General features: G+C 37.0%; 11 protein-coding genes and 1 pseudogene. 5 read left to right on the forward strand and 7 right to left on the reverse strand.

What is annotated here, in order from left to right; translation table 11 throughout:
* Positions 1-75 precede the first annotated feature (75 nt).
* Positions 76-603: pseudogene (gene ribB, locus Q5N74_RS16165) on the forward strand (3,4-dihydroxy-2-butanone-4-phosphate synthase); the annotation flags it as partial.
* Positions 604-1,179 (forward strand): Crp/Fnr family transcriptional regulator, encoded by a 576-nt coding sequence (locus tag Q5N74_RS16170; protein ID WP_304390037.1) that lies wholly within the window; start codon positions 604-606, stop codon positions 1,177-1,179. It abuts the pseudogene before it with no gap.
* A 77-nt stretch (positions 1,180-1,256) separates the two neighbouring features.
* On the opposite strand, the gene Q5N74_RS16175 is transcribed toward Q5N74_RS16170, so the two are convergent.
* From Q5N74_RS16175 to Q5N74_RS16205, 7 genes are all read right to left on the reverse strand, one after another.
* Positions 1,257-2,723, reverse strand: a complete 1,467-nt coding sequence (locus tag Q5N74_RS16175; protein ID WP_304390038.1) for a hypothetical protein — start codon at positions 2,721-2,723, stop codon at positions 1,257-1,259.
* Between the two features lie 236 nt (positions 2,724-2,959).
* A complete protein-coding gene (locus Q5N74_RS16180) occupies positions 2,960-4,420 on the reverse strand; it encodes a carbohydrate binding domain-containing protein (RefSeq protein ID WP_304390039.1) in 1,461 nt (486 codons plus the stop codon).
* A 132-nt stretch (positions 4,421-4,552) separates the two neighbouring features.
* Complete coding sequence (locus Q5N74_RS16185; RefSeq protein WP_304390040.1) at positions 4,553-5,581, reverse strand: DUF5627 domain-containing protein; 1,029 nt, start codon at positions 5,579-5,581, stop codon at positions 4,553-4,555.
* A 99-nt stretch (positions 5,582-5,680) separates the two neighbouring features.
* On the reverse strand, positions 5,681-7,405 hold the full coding sequence (locus tag Q5N74_RS16190) for a RagB/SusD family nutrient uptake outer membrane protein (RefSeq protein WP_304390041.1): 1,725 nt from the start codon (positions 7,403-7,405) through the stop codon (positions 5,681-5,683).
* 21 nt (positions 7,406-7,426) lie between these two features.
* Positions 7,427-10,291 (reverse strand): SusC/RagA family TonB-linked outer membrane protein, encoded by a 2,865-nt coding sequence (locus tag Q5N74_RS16195; RefSeq protein ID WP_369686035.1) that lies wholly within the window; start codon positions 10,289-10,291, stop codon positions 7,427-7,429.
* 40 nt (positions 10,292-10,331) lie between these two features.
* A complete protein-coding gene (locus tag Q5N74_RS16200; protein ID WP_304390042.1) occupies positions 10,332-12,164 on the reverse strand; it encodes a RagB/SusD family nutrient uptake outer membrane protein in 1,833 nt (610 codons plus the stop codon).
* An 11-nt stretch (positions 12,165-12,175) separates the two neighbouring features.
* Positions 12,176-15,313 (reverse strand): TonB-dependent receptor, encoded by a 3,138-nt coding sequence (locus tag Q5N74_RS16205; protein WP_304390043.1) that lies wholly within the window; start codon positions 15,311-15,313, stop codon positions 12,176-12,178.
* Between the two features lie 1,020 nt (positions 15,314-16,333).
* Here Q5N74_RS16205 and Q5N74_RS16210 point away from each other — a divergent pair.
* From Q5N74_RS16210 to Q5N74_RS16220, 3 genes are read left to right on the forward strand one after another with little or no spacing between them, the layout of a single operon-like run.
* Entirely contained in the window at positions 16,334-17,476 is a 1,143-nt protein-coding gene (locus tag Q5N74_RS16210) for an endo-1,4-beta-xylanase (protein ID WP_304390044.1), read from the forward strand.
* Positions 17,477-17,480: 4 nt separating this feature from the next.
* The gene (locus Q5N74_RS16215) at positions 17,481-18,917 is read left to right on the forward strand and encodes an MFS transporter (RefSeq protein ID WP_304390045.1); all 1,437 of its coding nucleotides are present in this window, start codon (positions 17,481-17,483) and stop codon (positions 18,915-18,917) included.
* 12 nt (positions 18,918-18,929) lie between these two features.
* Positions 18,930-19,967: a glycoside hydrolase family 43 protein gene (locus tag Q5N74_RS16220; RefSeq protein WP_304390046.1), complete on the forward strand. Its 1,038-nt coding sequence runs from the start codon at positions 18,930-18,932 to the stop codon at positions 19,965-19,967.
* Positions 19,968-20,053 lie beyond the last annotated feature (86 nt).

A 20,053-nucleotide genomic window follows, 5' to 3' on the forward strand; every position in this document is an offset into this window, starting at 1 on the left:
ATAATATTAAATTAAAAAAAGATAACTTTATAGAAGTTTTGGAAATTTAAACAGTTCTAACCAGGGGAAGCCTACAATTTAATATTCTCTGCCCAACATATGACCAATAAAGATATGGCACTTATGATTCGGAAATGTAGTGGAATTGTTTGTCTATGTTTAACGAACGAAAAAGCAGATTTACTTAAATTACCTTATATGGTAACAGAAAACACCAGTAGTTATCAAACACCATTCACTATTTCTATTGAAGCAAAAGAAGGCGTAACAACAGGAGTTTCGGCTAAAGACCGCTTGACAACTATTCAAGTGGCATCTAGTGAAAATGCTAAAAGTAATGATTTAGCAAAACCTGGGCATATTTTTCCATTAAGAGCTAAAAACAATGGTGTACTTGAAAGAAAGGGGCATACAGAAGGTAGTGTTGATTTAATGAAATTAGCAGGTTTAAAACCAGAAGCCGTACTTTGTGAATTGATGAACGACGACGGAACCATGGCAAAAATGGAAACGATTATACCGTTTGCAAACGAACACGATTTGATGGTGCTAACCATTCAGGATATCATTCATTATCGTAAATTTGTAAGAGACTACAAATAAATGACAAACTACATAGAACTCACCAAATACATAAAAAAGAATATAAATATTGAAGATAAAGATTTAAAAATCGTACTATCTTATTTCAAAACAATAAACAAAAGTAAAAATGACATTTTACTTTCAAATGGAAAAAATAGTCAGGTTAGTTATTTTGTAAAAAAAGGCTGCCTAAGACTATTTTACATCGATGCGGAAGGAAAAGACATTACGCGGTATATTGCATTTGAAAATCAGTTTGCTACAGAACTTGTTAGTTTTATAACGAAGGAACCTGCACAAGAAACGATTCAAGTTATTGAAAATAGCGAACTGTTATACATCACTCACGATGATTTTAGACACCTTATTACCATTATTCCCAAATGGAAAGATTTTTATAATATCTATTTAGAAAAAGCGTACGTGAATAATTCAAAAAGATTAATATCATTTACAACTCTAGACGCTTCAGAACGGTATAAACAACTGTTTAAAATAAACCCCAGTATTGTTAAGCGTTTACCAAATAAAATAGTTGCTTCTTATATTAATATATCACAAGAAACTTTGAGTAGGGTAAAATCTAAAATATGATGTATAAAAAAGACCTCATCTTAATCCCGAAAAATTAAGAGCAGGTCTTTTTTGCATGGTACCCGATATAGAGGTTATTAATTTTTAAAAAGCGCTTTGGCATCAATTAAACTAAATTTATCTGCGTCATAAAAAACTAAATAATCCACACTAAATCGTTTTGATCTTCCTGCTAAAGTTAACGTATAGTGTTCTCCTTTTTTTAATCCATAGATTAAATCAAAAAATACATGCGTCCCCTTTTCTGCGCGTTGCCCCCAATGCCATTCTAATTCATGTGTATTTGTACTACCTTCTTGAAAATATTTAATATAATCTTCTAATTCCGCTTTAGACAAATTAGTTTCTGAGGTAAAATCACCTTTCATTTTAACAAAACCATCATTACACCAATCGCCTTGTTCGCCTTCCAATCGTTTACTGCTCATCATTAACAACCTATAATTTCCATCTTTAGGAGCTACAAAAGTGTAATCTAAAGGTGAATTAGGTTCTCCCGTATTCGCATTATTACCTGCAAACTCAATATGCGCAAAACCAGAAGCTTTTTCAGTGTAATGAGCATCTCCTTTTTTTATAAGGTTCCATTCTTGTAAATTGGAAGTTGTATTTTCTGCTTCTATAAAAATGTAATCGTTAGAGGTTAGTGTAATATCTGTTGTTGGGCTAGTCATTTCGATGGGTTTGTTTTCAAAAAGCGCTTTCACTTCCTTCCACCCTGCTTTTTCATTCCCATTGTTTGGGCCTCCAGTAATTAACCAATAAGTAATGCCTGTATCCGAAATATCAAAATGTTTTTCTGTATTAGAATCCCAAGTCTCTAACTCATCTACTTGGTATGTATCATCCAAATTATATAACCATTGCCAATTTTCATTTGAGCTATTCTTCAACCATTTCCAATTGTTTATATGTGATTGAAAATCATCTTCACCATTTGCATTGTTTTGGTCAATAATATCATAATAAGTTACTGATGGAAAATCCTTTTTCATATCTGCCCAGGTTTTTTCGTTTTCGCCATGGGTATGATCTTCATTCCAAGTACTATGAGATACAGCATAAATAAATTGACGTTTATTTTCTGGTGTAGCTTCTATCAAACTATAAGGCATTTGCATTGGGCCAGCACAGATAAACCAAAGTGGATTACTTTTAGTACTTTTTTTCGCTTCTTTTGCAAAATTAGCTATTGCGGCTTCCTTTTCAGTTTGATCATTAAATACTTTAGAGACATTAAGTCCAAAACGTTTAGCTCCACCTTTGGCAGCCTCGTCCATCATTTTTTCCCAACTTTCTCTAGAATCTCCTAAATGATTATTATAATCATAATGTACAAAGCGTTTTTCTAAATCTGCATAATGTAAAAGTGCTAGAGAAAAAGCGGTTGCTCCCCAATCATCTGAATCATGTAAATTTCCATCAGAACTAAAAGCAATACGTCCATTTGGCATATTAATTTTTGATTTTTGAGCGGCACTTAATAGTGTAGAAATTAAGCATAATACTATTAAGGAATGCTTTAAGAAATTGTTATTGTTCATTTTTATGTTTTTGTTATTAAATTTATAAAAATCTGTACTTTAAATACGACTTATCTGTTTTCCTGTATTAGGTAAATAGTTATAGGGTCAAGACTAAATGATTTCATCATCCTTTAGCCTTAACCCATCTATCTAAACTAACAAACTAAACTAAACTATAGTATTACATTATATGGTTTAATGCTGTCCAAAATCCAGGAAGACAGCACCTCCAATTAATTATTTGAATTGGAATTTTATAACTTTTCTAACTTAACATAGCGAACCATAATACCGTTGGCTTGATATCCATTATCCAATAAAATCCTAGCCGCATTCGTAGTAGTATTCGTCATTGTAAACACATTTTCATACATTGCGTATGCTGAATCGGTAAGTGATACGCTTCCTTGTGCGCCATAGGCTTGCCAGCCGTGACGTCCATCACCATCACCAACTGAGAAGCTAAAATTAAAACCTCCTTGACCGGGAACGGCCTTTATTTCTAAAGTAAGTTTATATTTGACACCATTCTCCAAGGTAAAGTTTGGTTTATACAATTGTAGGGACCATGGGTTGGTACCTACAACGATGTCCTTAGAAATCATAACTCCACCTTCCGCATAAACATTGGAAGAACCACCATCAAAGCCTTGATTAATCCAACCATCGATACCGGCAGTGAAATTAGATTCGTACATAATCTCCGACCCCAAGGGTATGGAAATAGTATCTGCAATACCCGGATAAGTAACCACGATTTCCGTAGTCCCGTCCACATAGGATGTTCCTTCTGCTGGGTCTGTAATAATACCATAGATATCAAAATCTTGAGAGGCAACTATCAAGTCCGGTTTTCCAAGAATAGTCAAGATTACGCTTAGGCCTTTAAGGTCTATCAATTCTCCAACAGCATAAAGCGTTTTATCTGGTTTAAATTCCAGAGTCATTCCGGTAACATTCAATTGGGTTACGGTTATAGGTATCCCTAACATGTTTCCCGAAACGGTCATTGCTTGAACTTCATTATCTGTAGCCTTAAGTTTATCCTCATTGGCCGGCGTGGTTGTAATATCGAAAGAAGCAAACTCCTCAAAAGAAAGCTCAAGTTCCAGTCCACCTGGAAGCATATAGTTAATAACCGTCCCTTCAAGGTTCAACCTTTCCCCTAATTCGTATACGTTTTTTGTAGGACCGCTCACTAAAGTGGCGCTTACCGGCTCAAAGGCGATTACACTAATGGGCTGAGTAACTTTTGCTTCTGATTCTAAATAGGAAATAACGACACCTGTATTATTTACCGTCAGAATAGCACCATTCATTGGAGTGGTTCCAAACTTTTTTCCAAAATCAGCGAAAGCCACATCTGCGGTCGTTCCATCCTCCTGCACCGTAGTTACTACAAGGCCAGATAAATCTAATATCTCCCCGCTGACATAACTTGTTTTGGGTTCTATTTTCACTATTAGCTCTATAATATCATTAGTAACTTCTATGGGTTGAATCATACCTTTGCTTGTATTGCTCAACCTAATAGTTACGGCTTCATCTGTAAAACCTAATACCTTACCATTTTCGGGTTCAGTAGTAATCCCTTCTGCTCCAAAAGAGCTATAGGGAATATCTTTTTTATTATCCCCTGTACCTACGGAAATCACCATACCCGTAAGATCTAAACTTTCACCAAGTACATACTTTACTTTGGGTTGTGTTTTCATTGAAATTCCACTTAATCTGGAATAGGTACTTTCTTCATCGCTACTACATGAAGTGGACAACAACACCAAAGGCAATACCATTATTAGGACCACGAAATTTAATCGTGCGATATTTATAATTTTTCTCATTATCTATTGGTCTTTAAGTTTAACTTCAAACTCTTCAAAAATGGCCGTTCTATCCCGTATCACCAAAGTATCCTTTACAGTATGGGTCTCAGCATTAATGGCATCGGTATAGGTATAATTTAAATAGATTACATCCTTTGGTTTACCTCCAAAGGAATCGCCGTCTTCAACAAATTGGCCAGTGCCTGTAACATTATAAGTATCGCCCTTAAAACTACTGATGGTACAGGTATTGTCGTTCTTAAAGAAAAGTTCCATAATAACATTGCCTGGACTAGAGTTTTGACCACGTCCTATAAGATTTTGGTATTTCACCTTGTCCATTCCAGCAGTCTCTAACAGTGTTAATTCGTCTCGCTCAACAAAATCGGCATTATATTCTCTACCTAAAACAGAAGTTGGAGACGTAATCATATCCTTACCTCTTCTCAGGTAATTACCATGAAACCTGTTCATAAACTTAATTCCAAATAAGGTATAATCCTTTGGAAGCACATCCCAATCGGCAGGATTTACCCGATCTGGATTGGTCATAAAACTCCTTCCTACGGCCAAGGTATCCAAATTATCCGCCTTGTACATTACCAACGGAATTACATAATTAGTGGTATTTACTTTACCAAACGACAAGGTGTCCTGAAAAAACGCGTCGCGTAACTGCACGAGAATACGAGCTTTGGTAGAACCTACAGGTATAGACACGGGGCTTACTGTTTCAAAAGTATAATAGTCTGCCGGGAGTGCCTTTACATTAGCTACGTTGTTCAAAAGACTATTATCTACCTTAAAATAGATTTTTCGTTCTTGATCATTAGTATACACCCCTGTCATTAAGGCTGTTATTTCGAACCTATGATCATTATCGTTATCGTTAAAAGCCAACTCATAATCTCCTAAGATTAGGGTACGAGCGGGGGTCTGATAGGGAAAATAGGCTCCCTGAAACACGTAATCATCAAACTCCGGTTCGGTGTTGCTACATGATAAAGTTATCAGCGCACATATTAATAAAACTATATTTTTTGTATTCATTAATGAAGAATTAATTGTTAAACATTTTTTTGATTTAGGTTCCCAGCACTTACCGGAAACCTTAACCAAACCTAATTTATTTTCTATTTATCCAAGAGATTACCATCCTTGATTTTGCTCCAATTGGTTAAATTTCACAACCTCTTTCTGTGGTATGGGTCCATAGTTAGCGTTACTACTATAAATTCTAGATTCCACATTTAATATTGTATAATTAGCCCCATCATATTTTGCTCCAGTAACGTTAGGTATATTATCCAGAATACCCCATCGTCTTAGGTCGTATAAGCGATATCCTTCAAAACAAAGTTCCAATCGGCGTTCGTTGCGGATAAGATTGCGCATAGCTTCTTTAGAAGCTATGCCCGTTAAATAAGCATCCCCATTACCTTGCCCTATTCCAGCTCTGGCTCGTATAGCACCAATTATAGTCCGCGCACTCATACTTCCTACCATATGATCTGGACCTCCCAATTCATTGGCAGATTCAGCTAATAATAGATACAAATCGGTATATCGTAAATAAATATTCATTTTCTCTGTAGTGGTCGTACTCCCATCATTGCTGATTACTAAATCAGGATCTACCAATTTCTTCATGTAAAATCCAGAACGTGTAGATTTACCCGGCACCTTGTCAACCTCATTACTGCCTCCACCAACACCTGTATTGATAACCCTACCATTAAGATTGTTTCCATTATACAATACGTACTTCGACAAACGAGGGTCTCTATTAGCATAAGGATTAGCTGCGTTGTAATTTGGGTGTGAAGTTGAAAACGGCGTACCGTCCAACATTGGAAACGCGTCTACTAAATTCTGAGTAGGGTTTACACCTCCATTCCCATTCAAAGAAGGCGGAAAATTGGCTTGCTCTACCCATGCGGAGCTATAAACATTTTCTCTCCACAGTACTTCTAAAAATTTACGCGTACCGTTAGGGAAGTCGTAAAAATTAGTCACCCCGTTAGGGTCCAATCCGGCTACTCCTCCGTTATCGTTCAATAGACTTGCCAAGATATTTGCGGCTTTTTGGTAGTTATCTCCCGATCCGTTCAAAAACGCAGGGCTAGCTGCCAACATATTCATTTTTGCCTGAAAAGCTTTAATAATCCTTCCGCTAACACGGCCATCTTGGGTAGTACCAAAAACAAACTGATATCTTTGAGGATCAATACCGTCATATCTTGAGGGGCGATTGGCAAGATCTCCATCCCAATCCATCGGCAAATACTGTAGAGCCTCTTCAAAATCTACATTGATACGAGCCACCGTCTCTTGAAAGCCTAATCTTGGTATATTAAAATCTGCATCAAAAGACAAGAACTCCGAAATATAAGGTATTCCCAATAGTTTCCCGGAAGTACCCATCCCACCATGTTCTTGTAAAATCCAAAAATGTCGTATAGCTCTCAACGCAATGGCTTCACCTCGCATTCTTTCCTTAAAAAGTTGATTGGTAACACTATCCCTTTTCCAAGATACATTATCAATAACTTCCAAGAAATTGTTCAAATATAGGATTTGCTCGTACTGTCCCCACCTACTTGTAAATGCATTTTGAGCATTCCATTCACCTGTAGCCATCAGTCTATAATTGTTAACAACATTATTGACCGCATCGTCGGTAGCCACGTCACTAAAAGAATACTGATTGGGCATTCCCTCATAGCCGTTGAGCAGTAAGCCTTCGGCAAAGATGGGATCATTGTTCAATCGGTTCTCCCCTTGTAGGTTTTCATCCAATGGCTCCAACAAAGTACAAGCACCTACGGATAAAAGAACGAACGCTATCGTTGTATATTTAAAAATTTTCTTCATGTCTAAAATCTATTTTTTCAGTTAAAACTTCATTCTAAGTCCCAAGGAATAGTAACGGTACATTGGGCTATTATTCAATTGCAGTTCGCGAATGTCCTTGTTTTTTGAAATCTCCGCCAAGTTTGATCCGGAAGCGTATACACTAAAATCCTCCATGTTCATCTTGTCTACCCAATTTCTTGGTAGATCATAGGTCAATTGTACCCGTTGCAACCTAAAGTTACTATTGTCATACAACCAAAAGGTGGAGTTCACACCTAGGTTGTTCGTATTTGGCAAGGAAGACAATCTTGGAAAAGTTGCAGTATTAGCTGTTTCAGGAGTCCAACGCCCACGAACCACCTCAGAGTATTTCTGATCTCCCTGAGGGCGATAATAGTTACCATCGGCTACACCATTACCCCCAACTTCGGCGGTTAAGAGCGCAAAGAGCGTAAAGGGACCATAATCCAAAGTAATATCAGAACTAAAGGTCCAAGGTGAATCCCATCGACCTATGGAAACTTGATCTTGATTGTTTACCATTCCATCGTTGTTTATATCTCTATAACGAAGGTCTCCTGGCTGTAATGCCCCGAACTGCGTAGGTATGCCTGCCTTAAGGGAACCATCAGTGTTAAAATCATCCTCACCAAAGAAGCCCATAGACTTCAAGCCAAAAATAGCATTCACAGTTTTACCCTCTCTATTCTGGTACTCGTCAGCGTAAACTTCATCTACCTGTTTCCTAATAGAATTGGTGTATAATACCCTGGCACCGATGTTCATACCAAACCCACCAAAACGATCCAAATAGTTGGCACCGAATTCAAAACCGGAATATTTATCAGCGTTGAAATTGGAATAAGGCCTAAACCCTCCATAGTATTCTGGGTACGGAGTAGTTGCTTGGATTACTTGGTCGCTCAAATCGGATCTAAAAACGTTGGCCTCTACCCATAATTTTTTGGCAATCAAGGCTTCGAAACCAAGGTTGTAGTCCATTCTTTTCTCCATGCCCAGATTATCGTTCTGACCTCTGTCTATTGTGGTGTATTGATTATTGAATCCAGAACCAGATGTATCTCCCCAATTATAGTATCCATTAGGATTACTTTGTTGATAAATGGCATCATATAAAAAATATCCATCAATACCAAAATCAGAATAAACAACGCCATAAGAAGATCGTAATTTAAAATAATTTAACCAAGAAGAATCCTTTAAAGACGGTTCCTCAGTTAGCACATAGCTAAAGCCCAATGTGGGAGCAAACTTACCTCGATTGCCTTCGGGTAATTTTATGGAATGCACGTAGGACGAATTAAAATCGAACATCAATTTGTTCTTGTACGTATAGTTAACACTCATTCCTAAATGGTTATTCTTAGAGGATTGTTTCTCGTTGAGAACATGAGTGCTATTTCCAAGCGCTACTAAGGAAGCGTTGATAGCGTGATTTTCGCCTAACTGCTTCTCATAGTTGATCATCCCGTAGAAACCGTAACGAATGGTAAACAGATTGGAACTAATATTTTCTGTGAGTCCTGCACGGTCATTTTCCCTTACGTTTACCAATCCTACAATCTTACCCTCATCGTTCCAAGTTGGTTCATAGGCGGCAAACTGGTTTACATTACTAGTATTATAAAAATTATAAAAATCAAAACTCAAATACGTTTTAGCAGATAAACCTTCCGTAATAGCACTCAAGTCAAAATCGATGGCATTGTTTACCTGACTTATTCTTGTTACGTTGGTTCTACTCCCACCAGCATATGCGTCACCCAAAGGGACATTGTCTCTAAAATTCTGATTTCCGCCTATAAGGAATCCGCCAAATTTTTTGGCGGCCTCCAACACCCCTGCTAATTCGGGATTGTTAGTGGTATCTATAGCACTAATAGGTAATAAAGGAGAATATAGGTCAGGCCTAAAACTGTTACCTGCATCATAAAGATTGGTCAAAGAGGTTTTATTCTGTTCAAGAATAGCAATCATATCAAAGCTACTCTTGATCCAATCATTTACTCGGAAATCAATATTTCCACGAACATTAAACCGATTAGCACCTCTATCGTTCTCGGTAACATTCTGTAAGGTTTGATCGCTCTTAAAACCAATATTGATATAATATCTGGTATCCTTTACGGCTCCCGAGAAATCGGCCACTACATTGGAAAAGGACGCATAATCCTTCATATAATCACTACTGTATAAATCTACACTGGGATACCGGTAAGGATTGATACCACTAGCATGATTGGCGATTACCTCATCAGTAAAACCTGGATTCGGAGCCAGCCCATCATTGGCTCTGGCTTCATTAAAAAGCGTCATATATTCAGCAGAGCCCAGATAATTTGGCATGCTTGTAGGAAACTTGATTCCCGAACTAACACTTACATTAAACTCTTGCTTTTCCGTACCACGCTTAGTGGTTACAACGATAACCCCATTCCTACCCATAGCACCATATAGAGCTACTGCATTGGCATCCTTTAGAATGGTGATTTCCTTGATTTCTTCCATATTAAGCAAATCAATACTTCTACCTGGAATACCATCCACAACGATCAAGGCAGTACCTAAGCCACGAATATTATCGCTTCCTTTAAGCCCGGTCATTCTGCCATACAAGGCATCACGGACCCATTGGGTGTTGTCATACTTAAGAAAATTGCCAGGCTCGATGGTAGATACCGCACCGACCACGTCTATATTCTCTCGATTCTGAAATCCTAGGCTTACCTCTTCCCTTATCTTGGATACCAAATTATTGGTATCTATTTCTAAGGAATCGATGTTTGCGGTTTTATCATTGTCCTGTGCGGATAATGTAAGGGTAAACATCACAGAGAAGCACCCGAACAACAATGATTTTTTATATTTATTAAAGTGTGTCATAGATTATTTATATTAACAAATAGTGAAAACAGTTTTGATTTTACCATCCCGGGTTTTGTGGGAATCCTTCGTACAATTCCGTATCATTCTGAGGAAACGGTAACCAATAATGTTTTTCTTCAAAAACTTTAGTACGTATTATCTCTTCTTGGAAGTTGATCGGTTTTCCAGCCGCATTTCGGTCAAAACGGATACCTGTTTTTAATCGGTATTTCATATCTGTACCCAATTTCCAGCGTCTTACATCCATCCAGCGGTGGTTTTCGTAACTCATTTCTACGGCCCGCTCTCTACGGATTTCATCCATAAACTTGTTTACACTGGTTAAATACTGTGGCTGAACATTTAAACTGCCGTCGGGAACGGCACGTTCACGTATGGCATTGATGGCGTCTACTGCCGACATATTGAATCCAGGTGCGGTTCCGTTTAAACCATAGGCCATTACAGCAGCCTCGGCATACATGAGGTAGACATCGGTAAGCCTTACATGTGCTCTCCACCCAAATGCTTCTACATTATCGAACTTATTAAAATTTCTTGGAGACCATTTTTTCATGCCATACCCTGTTAGAGAACCAGTAGTCTTATTGGGATTACGGTGTGCCCCATCATTAAAAAATTGGGCATATCGGTGGACAGCAGCAGCGCCAGTAGCGGCTCCTAAATTGTCAATCAACTGATCACCATCTACCACAATCCATTTGTTAAAACGGGGATCCCTATTTTTCCAAGGATCTTGGGGGTCGAACAAAGGACTATCATCACATGCCAAGCCATCCTTCATTCCAAAATAATTATGGATATAGTTGTGGGTAGGGGCTGCACCAGTATCACCTGAACTCATAGCAACATCTGTTAATTGCCATATAGACGGTAAATAGCGAGGATACCAACCTACGTTTCCAGGTTGACTTAAAATAAACTCGGTAGAGAGAGGATACTGTCCGTTCGTTGAATAGAACACAGAACCATAATTATCCCAAGGCACCAATTGATATCTTGGCATTTGAATTACCTGAGCCAACGCTTCGGCGGCTTTCATACTTAATTCCTTATTATATCCATAGGTATTATCACTGCCCTGCATTAATGGGCTAGCTGCAAATAAAAGATTCTTTCCTTTCATTGCCATGGCCGCACCTTTGGTAATACGGAAACCATTCTGTCCTCTTGTCTTCGCGCCAGGAGCCCAATTTGAATCGTCCCAATCTGCAGGAAGCAACGCAATGGCTCTATCAAAATCCGCATCTATACTCAAAGCCGTTTCAGACCATTCCGAAGGTCTTGGCAACTGCCAATCATTTTCTAAAACCCTATCAATATATGGTATAGAACCCCAGAATTTCATAATTTCATGATGAAAAAACGCTCTAAAGAAATAAGACTGTCCCATAATGGCATCCTTTTCTTGTTGCGTAGCATTCACCATTAAGGTCTCGGCATTTTCAATGGCTATGTTCGCTTTTCGTATTCCTTGCCAGCTACTTACCCATATAGAACTTCTATCAAAAGGATAGTCTGCATTAGTATCCTTTGGTGAAGAATTATTACCACCTTGCACAATCAGAAACATACCTCTTTGAGTTGCCCAGTTCCCGTAATTACCCTGATCTATACTAAAATCGAACATCCAAGTACGGTTGTTCACAGATTCTTCGCCATAATAGCCGTAATACTGCCAGAAAGCTCCTGCATAATCAACCATCATAGCATACATTTCCTCTGTCCAACCTTGGGCATTGTTAAAATCTTTGAATACCTCATTGATGCTTAGGTCGGTTTCAATTGTTTTATCTAAGTAATCTTCACAGGAAACTGTAATTGTTCCTATCAAAAACACCCCACATATTAATTTAAATATATTTTTCATAGTAATCGCTCTTAAAAGTTAATATTTAGCCCTAGATTAATTCTCCTAAACGAAGGATAGCTTCCTCTAAAATTACCATCATCATTGCTCAATCTATCATCCGGAAGCTTGGACCAGAAGGCCAAATTGTTTCCGTTTAGGTACACCCTGTAACTGCTACCTTCTTTGGAACCAAAAGTGTATGCAAATTCCATGTTTTGTAATTTTATAAAAGAGGCATCATACCATTGTCTATAAGAATCTGTACTGTGTTGTGTGTTATTAAATCCACTAAGAACGTGTTCTCCATCAGGGTTCTCCTTGCTCCAGTAGTCCGAAAGGAAATCAAAGTACAAGTGAGATTCTCCAACAAATGTCCTGTCTTGATATGATTTGGTCGCATTGCTAACCCCATAAAATTGAATACTAAAACTAAATTTCTTGTAGTTAGTCCCCAAGGTAAGGTTATAAGTATTCTGAGGCCGCTCAGTATACCCATAAGGCACTGCATCATAAGCTCCACTTACAAACCCATCCATGTTCCAGTCCTGTTCATCATAGAAACCAGGTCTACGCGCACCTTGGTTACTTTCTCGAGGATACGAACCATATACATCATCCCAATTCATCATCAAATCTCCCCTTATTATTTCACGTGGTTGATCTATAGCATACCCAGCCGCTTTTTGATACGACGGTCTAAGCTCAGGATCTTCTTTATAAATTATCTCATCCTTGGTAAAGGTGTAGGCAAAATCGCCATTAACACTCCAATTCTCCGTAAGTTGTTGCTTATAATTTAGAGCCAACTCCATACCTTTTACAGATGTTTTTCCTAGGTTGGCATCTGGCGGTTGAAAACCAAAAAAGCTAGGAACACTTCGGTCATTGGCAGGAATAACGATATTATCACGATCCTCCTTAAAGAAATCCACGTCCAGGGTGAACATATTTTTTAGAACAGCTAATTCAAAACCGATATTCGCTTTCTGCGAGGTCTCCCATTGCAGATTCGGGTTTCCGATTGTAGTTTCTTTATAAAACGTATACGGCGATCTACTCCATTTATCACTGCTGTTTAAAAAAGCATTTCCTCCACTGCCCCACTGGGAAACATAGCCCCATCTGCCACCTGAAGAATCATCACCTACTATACCGTAAGAACCACGAATCTTAAGCTTGTTTAACCAACTATCTGTTCCGTTCATAAAATTTTCATTAGATACCATCCAGCCTAGTGCTACCGAAGGAAAGAGATCGAACCTAAAACCTGGCCCGTATTTCTCCGAACCGTTATAAGCTCCGTTCACATCAATAAAATAACGGCTATCATAGTTATAGGTAGCTCGGGCCACCCAATCTTCCCGATATCTCGGGAACATATTTCCTATAGCATACTCCTCTCTGTTCATTAAAGCCAACAGGCCTACGGTATGTTCTCCAAAAACACGATCATAATTAAAAGAAAGCTGGTAGAACAAACGTCGACTAGAATTATTATCATTAATATTCAAACCGTTTCTAGACCATGGCTGAACTACATAATCAAATTGATTTTTACCCGGAGGGGTCACATAATAAAACGTTCCATCATCATTATAAACCTTGAAAGTCACATTGTCATCTGCACCCTGTTTAGGGTCATTAATACCTTCATTACCTCTAAAGTTGTTATCAAAGGAAAAAGAACCTCTAAAACTTAGTCCTTCTGTAACGAAGTCTAATTTTTGTTGCAGGACAAAATCGGTATTCACCTGTACCCTATGTTCATTGGTATCGCCTCTTGCTGTCAAAGAAACCGCAGGGTTAAGGATATCGTATCTATTGACTACTGCTTGACCATAAGTACCATCAGGATACAAGGGATAAAACAAATCTGGTGCCATTTCGTAAATACTGTTATTAAGTAATGATCTATCAACACTCGTACCACCTTGAACCCCGTAATACCCAGAAAGGTTTACGGAAAGACGAGTAGATTTGGTTATATCAAAATCTATATTGCTCCTAAAGTTAAAACGATCATAAGAAAAATCTGTAGTATACCCCCTGTCGTTATCAAAGGCGTTTGAGTCATAGATATCTCCTACATGGTTATAGTTAATAGCCCCAAAGTATTTCACAGACTCGGTACCACCACTAACGGAAAGATCTACCTTATAATCCATGGCAAAATCCTTTTGAGTCGTCTTTATCCAATCTACATTGGGATACACATATTTATCCGTATCATTAATTGGATTCCTATACCTATCTGCAATGGACTCAGGCACATAGTATCTCCAAGCCCCCTCATTAGCTGGGACAGAACGTTCAATAGACTCGTTGGCGACGGTTATACCATCATACGCATCGTATTTTGTAGGTAATTTCGAAGGTGCCTTAAAAGTCGAACTTGCTGTTAATGAAAGCTGAGCCTTACCAACTTTACCACGTTTTGTGGTGATAAGGATAACACCATTAGCACCTTTTACACCAAATACAGCGGTAGCCGAGGCATCCTTCAATACAGAGATGCTCTCCACATCATTGGAATTGACATCGTTCATACTCCGTTCAATACCATCTACCAAAATAAGTGGCTGTCCACTACCGTTCCAGGAACTCTTTCCACGAATAAAAATATCAGGAGATTCTTCTCCTGGACGTCCTGTAGAAGAAATGGTGGTAACACCGGGCAAACGTCCTGTAAGCGCTTGTCCTACTGTAGATACCCCACCGGACTGCATAAGCTTTTCCCCAGAAACCTGAACAATGGAGCCTACCACGCTTTCTTTCTTTTGTTGACCATAGCCGACAATAATTATTTCGTCTAAGCCAGTAGCTTCTCCCTGCATAACGACATTAATTACCGTTTTACTGTTAACTGCAATATTTTGTGTGGTGAAGCCCAAATAACTAACTACTAAAGTAGCATTAGCTGGAACTTTTAAAATAAAATTACCGTCAAAATCGGTCATTGCACCATTTGTAGTACCCTGTTGAAGAATATTGGCGCCAATTATGGGCATACCCGTTTCCCCTTCGGTTACGATACCTTTAACGGTAATGGTTTGCTGTGCCCAAAGGGTAAAATGAGACATGAAAATGAGTAATACAAAGGACCTCACTTTCCTTCCCAAATTAAAACCGATAGCGGGTTGTTTTGTGTAAAGGGTTTGTTTTTTCATACATTTAAATCTTGTTTAATCACTTAGATCTGTAAGTTTTAGTTGATACTTGTTTTTAACTAACCTATTCGGTCGGTATGGTTTTTAGTTTCCGTTGCTTTCGCTTAAATTTCATTAACACATAATTTCTTTGTCTTTGCTTATTAATATTAATTTATCTACACTTAAAAAAACGTACGGTTACAAAATGAGTTAAATTTTAGTACGCTGATAAGTAACACAGCAATGTTAAAGAAATCTTAAACAAATAATAACCTTTAATGAAGCAATAACTGTAATTAATGATGCAACAATACTATGAATCAGTATTAATGCAACATTAATTACAAAGCATGCAACATATATAGGGATCTAGAAGGGTGTTGAAGTTTTTAATACTCTGATTTTCATTGGATGATTATAATAATTCTCATTTTCAACACTAAAAAAATGATGACATTGTCAAAATAAAAATAAAATCACGAATACTGATAAGTTTCGTTTCTCTATTTATATAAATATTTAAAAATCAAAATGATATGGACAGATTATAAAGTGAATGATTACGAAAATATAAAAGGATTTCCCATATAGACAAAGCAAACCACCACAATAAGCACCTAATTAAACATAAAGTTACTTCTAGTACGTCAAGAGAAAATTGAAATTTATTTTTTTAGTTAACTCGCTATAAGCAAACTTATAAAGAGAACCAACCACTGTCATGCTTCTTAAACCAATAAACATTAAAATGTTTAAAGAAAGGTAATCACCCAAGTGGTGTATTATATATAAGGACACTAGTTACTAATGCTAAAAAGAATTTAATACCCTAAATTTTCTTAGTACTTCATTTTAAAAGCAAGTAAAACCAACATATTGATACTTGATTTAATTTAAACTAAATAATTCAATCTTAAAAAAGATGAAATGCAACAATTGTTTTAAGATTTGTTGATTTTGTTTTATTGCTCTAAACGACATAAAGGTATTTTTATTCAAAATAATTTTATTTCAAAATTTTTAAAATAAAACATAATTATGACGAACAAACCATCAACACTATTATTGATTATGATAGCTTTTAGTATTTTTTTAAACTGTAAAAACACGACAGTTAAAGAAAACGCTATTTCGCCGTTGCCTTCACTTAAAGAATCATTTAAAAACGATTTCTTAATAGGAGCAGCCATCAGTAGGTCTCAAATAAATCAAACCGATTCACTATCAAATGCCCTTCTGGAAAAAGAGTTTAATTCCATTACTCCTGAAAATGATATGAAATGGGAGCAAATTCATCCGAAAGAAGATTCTTTTAATTTTGAAACGGCTGATAAGTATGTTGCATTAGGAGAAAAAAACAATATGCATATTGTTGGACATACCTTATTATGGCATAGTCAATTGGCACCTTGGGTACAAAATATTCAAGACAGTGCTACCATGGCAAGCACCATAAAAGCACATATTAATAAAATTGTGGGTAGATATAAAGGTAGAATTAATACTTGGGATGTTGTTAATGAAGCTTTAAATGAAGATGGGTCTCCAAGAGAATCTGTTTTCTACAAGGTTATGGGAGGAGAAAATTATATTGAACAGGCATTTATGCTTGCCGCAAAAGCAGATCCGGATGCCAAATTAGTTTACAACGATTATAATTTATGGAAACCAGAAAAAAGAAAAGGAGTTCTTAGAATTGTGAAAAACCTGCAAGATAAAGGCATTAAAATAGATGGTGTGGGTATGCAAGCCCATTGGAGCTTAGAAGGACCTACTCTAGAAGATATAGAGAATAGTATTATTGCATATTCCAATGCGGGAGTTAAAGTTAGTTTTACAGAATTAGACGTTACCGTGCTTCCAAACCCTTGGGATTTAGACGGCGCAGCCGTTGAACAAAGCTATGCTCAGTTTGAAAACGACCCAAAAATGAACCCTTATCCTGTTAAACTTACAGATGCAGCGCAAATTCAATTAGCCAAGCGTTATGAAGCTATTTTCAAACTTTTCCTTAAACATAAAGATAAAATAGAAAGAGTCACATTTTGGGGCGTGAATGACGGTCATTCGTGGTTAAATGGTTGGCCAATAAATGGCAGAACAAATCACCCTTTATTGTTTGATAGAAATTTTGAACCTAAAAAAGCCTACAACAGCGTATTAGACTTAAAAAAACAATAAAATTATGACCGCTAATACGCAAAAATTATCAGTAAAAGAAAAGATAGGCTATAGCCTTGGAGATTTGGCAGCAAATCTTGTTTTCCAAACATTAATGACCTATCTCGCCTATTTCTACACAGATATTTATGGCCTTAAACCCAATGATGCTTCCATAATTATATTATCGGTTGGTCTTGTAGCAGCTTTTGCTTTTAATCCAATTATGGGTGCCATTGCAGATAGAACTAACACCAAATGGGGTAAATTTCGTCCTTGGATTTTATGGACGGCAGTACCTCTGGGTGTTGTTGCTTTACTTGCCTTTAGTACTCCAGATTTCAGTTATAAAGGAAAAGTTATTTATGCGGTAATTACCTATACCCTATTATTAATGTTATACGCCGCCAATAATTTACCTTATTCCGCTTTAAGTGGTGTAATTACGGGTGATATGGGAGAACGTAACAGTATTTCATCGTATCGTTTTGTGGCGGTTATGGTAGCTCAATTTTTTGTTCAAGTATTTATGTTGCCAATAATTGAAACTGCTGGTGGTGGAGACAAAGCTGTGGGCATTGAAATTGTTATGACTTGGTTGGCAATTATTGGATCTGTGATGCTGCTAATTACTTTTATTACCACAAAAGAACGTATTATTCCTAAACCTGAACAAAAATCAACGCTAAAAGAAGACATTGGAGATTTAGTTAAAAATAGACCATGGATACTCATGCTTGTTTTAACCGCATTGGTATTTATTACATTAGCAATAAAGGGAGGCTCGTACGTGTATTATTTTGAAAACTACGTTGATAAAACGGCATTGACCCAGTTTTTAGAACCTATTTTAGCTTTTTTATCAGGAATTGGATTCAATTTTTTTAGTGGAAATCCTGTTTCTGCCGGTTTTGGATTGTTTAATGCCGGTGGTATTAGCTTTATGATTATAGGAATTATGTTTTCTAAAGGGTTGGCTGATAAATATGGGAAACGTAACATCTTTGGAATCTTCTTATTTGTCTCAACGCTGTTTATTTTAGCATTTTACATAATTCCATCAACTTCTGTTGGTTTGATGTTTTTATCACAAATATTTCACGGGTTTTTCTACGGAATTACCATACCACTTTTATGGGCGATGATTGCAGACGTCGCTGATTATTCTGAATGGAAAACAAACCACCGTGCAACTGCTATCATATTTTCAGCAATGATGGTTGGTTTAAAAGGCGGATTAAGCATCGGTAGCGCCCTAGTTACCGGAATTTTAGGTAGTTATGGTTATAATGCTGATCTCTCAATACAATCGGATGGCGCTATTTTGGGCACAAAAATGCTTGTTAGCATTTACGCAGCTATTCCTTTTTTAGTTGGAACCGGTCTATTATTTTTCTATGAAATAAATAAAAACATGGAAGTGCAAATTGAAAAGGATTTAAAAGAAAGAAGAAATAATTAAAATTTTAATACCATGCCAGAAGATACTATTAAACATATCGACTTTAACGAATTAAATAAAAAAGCCATTTCAAAACCATTAATATCTCACATATATACCGCAGATCCATCGGCACATGTTTTTAATGGAAAAATATATATTTACCCTTCTCATGATATAGATGCAGGAGAAGCCTTTGATGACTTAGGAAGCCATTTTGCGATGGAAGATTACCACGTTATTTCTATGGATTCCATTCACAGTGAAGCTATAGATAACGGTGTAGCGCTGCATGTGAATGATGTTCCATGGGCTGAAAAACAAATGTGGGCTCCCGATGCACATGAAAAAGATGGTAAATACTATTTATTTTTTCCTGCTAAAGCATATGATGGCATCTTTAGAATTGGTGTCGCAATAAGTTCATCACCTACAGGTCCGTTTACAGCACAACCGGAAGCTATAAAAGATAGCTTTTCTATTGACCCTGCGGTTTTTAAAGATGATAACGGTAGTTACTTTATGTATTTTGGTGGTTTATGGGGGGGGCAATTACAACGCTGGAGAACTGGTGAATTTAATGCAGAACAACCTGATAGTCCAACAGCATTTTTACCAGAAAATAATGAACCAGCCTTATTGCCCATTGTTGCAAAAATGACGGATGATTTATTAGAATTTGCTGAAAAACCTAAACAATTAGAAATTTTAGACGAAGCAGGAAATTTACTATTGGCAGGTGATAACAACAGACGCTTTTTTGAAGCTTCTTGGATGCACAAATATAAAGGTAAATATTATTTTTCTTATTCTACTGGAGATACTCATTTGATATGTTATGCTATTGGAGACAATCCTTATGGACCATTTATTTACAAAGGTATCATTTTAGAACCTGTAGTTGGCTGGACAAGCCACCACTCTATTTGTGAAGTAGACGGAAAATGGTATTTATTTTACCACGATTCCTCACTATCTAAAGGAGTTACACATTTACGATCTGTTAAATTAGCAGAAATAACCTATAATGATGATGGAACCATTGTTCCTCTAAAGCCATACATTGATTAGTAAAGATTAGTTTAGTTAGTTTAGTTTGGAAAAAGGAGCCTTAACCGTTGTTATTGACTCCTTTTTTTAAATATATGTCCCGTGCT

Origin of the sequence: Mariniflexile sp. AS56 (assembly GCF_030552475.1) — a bacterium.
In the GTDB taxonomy this organism is placed as follows: Bacteria; Bacteroidota; Bacteroidia; order Flavobacteriales; family Flavobacteriaceae; genus Mariniflexile.

Coding starts and splice junctions, on each gene's coding strand:
- Q5N74_RS16205 (WP_304390043.1), bottom strand. CDS start 15,313: ATGAAAAAACAAACCCTTTACACAAAACAACCCGCTATCGGTTTTAAT.
- Q5N74_RS16220 (WP_304390046.1), top strand. CDS start 18,930: ATGCCAGAAGATACTATTAAACATATCGACTTTAACGAATTAAATAAA.
- Q5N74_RS16185 (WP_304390040.1), bottom strand. CDS start 5,581: ATGAATACAAAAAATATAGTTTTATTAATATGTGCGCTGATAACTTTA.
- Q5N74_RS16215 (WP_304390045.1), top strand. CDS start 17,481: ATGACCGCTAATACGCAAAAATTATCAGTAAAAGAAAAGATAGGCTAT.
- Q5N74_RS16180 (WP_304390039.1), bottom strand. CDS start 4,420: ATGAAAACACAACCCAAAGTAAAGTATGTACTTGGTGAAAGTTTAGAT.
- Q5N74_RS16170 (WP_304390037.1), top strand. CDS start 604: ATGACAAACTACATAGAACTCACCAAATACATAAAAAAGAATATAAAT.
- Q5N74_RS16195 (WP_369686035.1), bottom strand. CDS start 10,291: ATGACACACTTTAATAAATATAAAAAATCATTGTTGTTCGGGTGCTTC.
- Q5N74_RS16200 (WP_304390042.1), bottom strand. CDS start 12,164: ATGAAAAATATATTTAAATTAATATGTGGGGTGTTTTTGATAGGAACA.
- Q5N74_RS16190 (WP_304390041.1), bottom strand. CDS start 7,405: ATGAAGAAAATTTTTAAATATACAACGATAGCGTTCGTTCTTTTATCC.
- Q5N74_RS16175 (WP_304390038.1), bottom strand. CDS start 2,723: ATGAACAATAACAATTTCTTAAAGCATTCCTTAATAGTATTATGCTTA.
- Q5N74_RS16210 (WP_304390044.1), top strand. CDS start 16,334: ATGACGAACAAACCATCAACACTATTATTGATTATGATAGCTTTTAGT.